The organism is Ruminococcus sp. CAG:379, assembly GCF_000434255.1.
In the GTDB taxonomy this organism is placed as follows: Bacteria; Bacillota; Clostridia; order Oscillospirales; family Ruminococcaceae; genus Ruminococcus_F; species Ruminococcus_F champanellensis.
On the sequence record NZ_FR894801.1, the window covers coordinates 1 to 3,125 of the forward strand.

The 3,125-nt window shown below is 51.6% G+C and carries 6 protein-coding genes; all 6 read left to right on the forward strand.

All coding sequences use genetic code 11. The features are described from left to right. Nucleotides 1-241 precede the first annotated feature (241 nt). The gene (gene rpmG / locus QVO51_RS00325; protein WP_015558050.1) at nt 242-391 is read left to right on the forward strand and encodes a 50S ribosomal protein L33; all 150 of its coding nucleotides are present in this window, start codon (nt 242-244) and stop codon (nt 389-391) included. 13 nt (nt 392-404) lie between these two features. Further along, entirely contained in the window at nt 405-647 is a 243-nt protein-coding gene (gene secE, locus QVO51_RS00330; RefSeq protein ID WP_015558049.1) for a preprotein translocase subunit SecE, read from the forward strand. 39 nt (nt 648-686) lie between these two features. After that, a complete protein-coding gene (gene nusG, locus QVO51_RS00335; RefSeq protein ID WP_015558048.1) occupies nt 687-1,214 on the forward strand; it encodes a transcription termination/antitermination protein NusG in 528 nt (175 codons plus the stop codon). A 101-nt stretch (nt 1,215-1,315) separates the two neighbouring features. After that, nucleotides 1,316-1,741 (forward strand): 50S ribosomal protein L11, encoded by a 426-nt coding sequence (rplK, locus tag QVO51_RS00340; RefSeq protein ID WP_022356756.1) that lies wholly within the window; start codon nt 1,316-1,318, stop codon nt 1,739-1,741. A 127-nt stretch (nt 1,742-1,868) separates the two neighbouring features. Next, nucleotides 1,869-2,561, forward strand: coding sequence for a 50S ribosomal protein L1 (gene rplA, locus QVO51_RS00345; RefSeq protein WP_022356757.1), 693 nt, complete (start codon nt 1,869-1,871; stop codon nt 2,559-2,561). A gap of 126 nt (nt 2,562-2,687) precedes the next feature. Beyond that, nucleotides 2,688-3,125: metal ABC transporter ATP-binding protein (locus tag QVO51_RS00350; RefSeq protein ID WP_288167657.1), on the forward strand; the 438-nt coding region annotated here is incomplete at its 3' end.

A 3,125-nucleotide genomic window follows, 5' to 3' on the forward strand; every position in this document is an offset into this window, starting at 1 on the left:
GGGCTTTGTGCGGTATTGCCTATAATATATATAGTATTCCCCGGCAGAAAATAGAACCTGTCCGGGAAATTTCAAAAAACCCTTGACTTTGGACAAGGAAATATGGTATACTTGTATTACCTCTTTCAGAGGTTTTATTTTTGTGCCCGGAAACGGATCACGCCGCCCGGCAGCCGCTCTGAACTGAGGGAGGCAAACACGTCTTTCCCCACGGAAGACAGTAATAATAGGAGGTGCCGATATGAGAGTTAAGGTGACTTTGGCTTGCACCGAGTGCAAGCAGCGCAACTACGTTTCCAAGAAGAACAAGAAGAACGATCCGGAACGTATTGAGATGAACAAACACTGCAAGTTCTGCAAGAAGCATACCTTGCACAGAGAAACAAAGTAACGGAGGGTACGGCATGGCAAAGGAAGAAAAGGAAAAGAAGGCCTCCGGCGACGGTCGGTTCAAGCGCTTCTTTAAAGGCATTGCCAAGTGGTTCCGTGACCTGAAAAGCGAATTCAAAAAGGTTTCCTGGCCCACCCGGAAAACCGTATTCGACAACACCGTTGTGGTTCTCGTGACCATGCTTCTGACGGCGCTGTTCGTGGGCGGTCTGGACGCAGGGCTGCTGAAGCTGTTTGAACTGGCTTTGCATGGCTGACCCGACTGAACTGGAACTGAAATTTAAGGAGGATGCAAAATGGCAGAGGCTGCAAAGTGGTATGTGATCCACACCTACTCCGGCTATGAAAACAAAGTAGCACAGGATATCGAAAAGGTCGTGGAAAACAGAAAGCTGCATGATCTGATCCTTGAGGTGAAGGTTCCGACCGAAAAGGTAACTGAGATTACCGACGGTAAAACCAAGGAAGTAGAGCGCAAGACTTATCCGGGCTACGTTCTGCTGAAGATGGTTTACACAGACGATTCCTGGTACGTTGTCCGTAACACCAGAGGCGTGACCGGCTTTGTCGGCCCCGCATCCGAGCCTACGCCCCTGACGGAAAAGGAAGTGGCTGCCCTTGGGGTAGAGACTGGCTCCACCGTACAGGTCAACTTTGCTGTGGGAGACAGCGTCAAGGTCTCCGGCACCGCAATGGACGGCTTCGTAGGCATCGTACAGAGCATCAACCTGGAGGATCAGACCGTAGACGTGATGATCTCCATGTTCGGGCGGGAAACCCCCGCTACTCTGGCACTCAACCAGGTAATCAAGCTGGATGACTGAGCATTGCTCACAAGATGAAACAAATGGCGACAAGCCAAAAGTGGGAGAGATGAAATCAAGCTCATCTCGCATTCACCACAATTTATGGAGGTGCGTTAAGCATGGCACAAAAGGTTACTGGCTACATCAAATTGCAGATCCCCGCAGGTAAGGCAACACCTGCTCCGCCGGTTGGTCCTGCTCTGGGTCAGCACGGTGTAAACATTATGTCCTTCACCAAGGAATTCAACGAGCGTACAAAGAACGATATCGGCATGATCATCCCGGTTGTAATCACCGTTTATGCAGACCGTTCTTTCTCCTTCATCACAAAGACTCCGCCGGCTGCTGTTCTGATCAAGAAGGCATGCGGCATTGAAACTGCTTCCGGCGTTCCCAACAAGACAAAGGTTGCAAACATCACCAAGGAACAGGTTCAGAAGATTGCTGAAACCAAGATGGCTGACCTGAACGCAGGCTCCCTGGAGGCTGCTATGAGCATGATCGCAGGCACCGCTCGTTCCATGGGTATCGTTGTTGTTGACTAAGACCAGAGGCATGATGCAGTGCTGCGTGCGCTGATTCCTGACTTCTGAACGGTGGGAGGAAATCTTTCCGCTAACCGGACACGCTATAAGCATCCGGTATCACCACTATTATTAGGAGGAAAATAGAATGAAACACGGCAAGAAATATATCGACAGCAAAAAGGCGATCGATACATCCAAGCAGTACGAGTCCGATGAGGCACTGGCTCTGGTATGTGCGAACGCAAAGGCAAAGTTTGATGAGACCATCGAGATCCATGTACGTCTGGGCGTAGACTCCCGTCACGCTGATCAGCAGGTTCGTGGCGCAGTTGTTCTGCCCAACGGTACCGGTAAGAAGGTACGTGTATGCGTATTCTGCAAGGAAGACAAGTATGAGGCTGCAAAGGCAGCAGGCGCTGAATTCGTTGGCGGTCAGGATCTGGTTGACAAGATCACCAAGGAAAACTGGATGGACTTTGATGTTGTCATCGCTTCTCCCGACATGATGGGTCTGGTAGGCCGTCTCGGTAAGGTGCTGGGTCCCCGTGGCCTGATGCCGAACCCGAAGGCTGGTACTGTTACACCGGACGTTGCCAAGGCAATCACCGAAGCAAAGGCTGGTAAGATCGAGTACCGTCTGGACAAGACCAACATCATCCACTGCCCCATCGGCAAGGCTTCCTTCGGTGCTGATAAGCTCAATGAGAACTTCAACACTCTGATGGACGCAATTGCAAAGGCTAAGCCGGCTGCAACCAAGGGTACCTATGTAAAGTCCTGCACCCTGTCCTCTACCATGGGCGTTGGTGTTCCGGTTTCTACTGCAAAGTACGCTTAAATCAAGCAAATATCACCAGGAGCGGATATTTCATCCGCTCCTTTTTTGTTGTCCCTCCCTTGACAAGCCTGCAAAATATGTGTATACTAGAAATGAAAATCATTTTCAGTTTGGAGGAAGCCTATCATGCACCTGCTCAGCTGTGAGCACATCACCATGCAGTATGACGGCAGGAATGTCGTCAACGATATCTCCTTTTTCCTGGATCCCGGGGACTACCTTTGCATTGTCGGGGAAAATGGCTCCGGCAAAAGCACTCTGATGCGGGGACTCCTGGGACTCAAGCCCCTGGCTGGGGGAAACGTAATTTTCGGGGATGGACTCCGCCGGCAAGAGATCGGCTATCTGCCCCAGCAAACCGCTGTACAGCGGGAATTCCCCACCAGCGTGGAGGAAGTGGTGCGCTCCGGATTGCTGAATCGGTGCGGCATGCTCCCCTTTTACAATGCACAGGCACGAAAACGGGCGGATGGAATCATGGAACGCCTGGAGCTTACGGAGTTGCGCCGCCGCAGCTTCCGTGCCCTGTCCGGCGGGCAGCAGCAGCGTGTGCTGTTGGCAAGA

What these genes read in the sequence shown, in the direction of transcription:
- rpmG (WP_015558050.1), top strand. Translation starts at nt 242, where the DNA reads ATGAGAGTTAAGGTGACTTTGGCTTGCACCGAGTGCAAGCAGCGCAAC.
- secE (WP_015558049.1), top strand. Translation starts at nt 405, where the DNA reads ATGGCAAAGGAAGAAAAGGAAAAGAAGGCCTCCGGCGACGGTCGGTTC.
- nusG (WP_015558048.1), top strand. Translation starts at nt 687, where the DNA reads ATGGCAGAGGCTGCAAAGTGGTATGTGATCCACACCTACTCCGGCTAT.
- rplK (WP_022356756.1), top strand. Translation starts at nt 1,316, where the DNA reads ATGGCACAAAAGGTTACTGGCTACATCAAATTGCAGATCCCCGCAGGT.
- rplA (WP_022356757.1), top strand. Translation starts at nt 1,869, where the DNA reads ATGAAACACGGCAAGAAATATATCGACAGCAAAAAGGCGATCGATACA.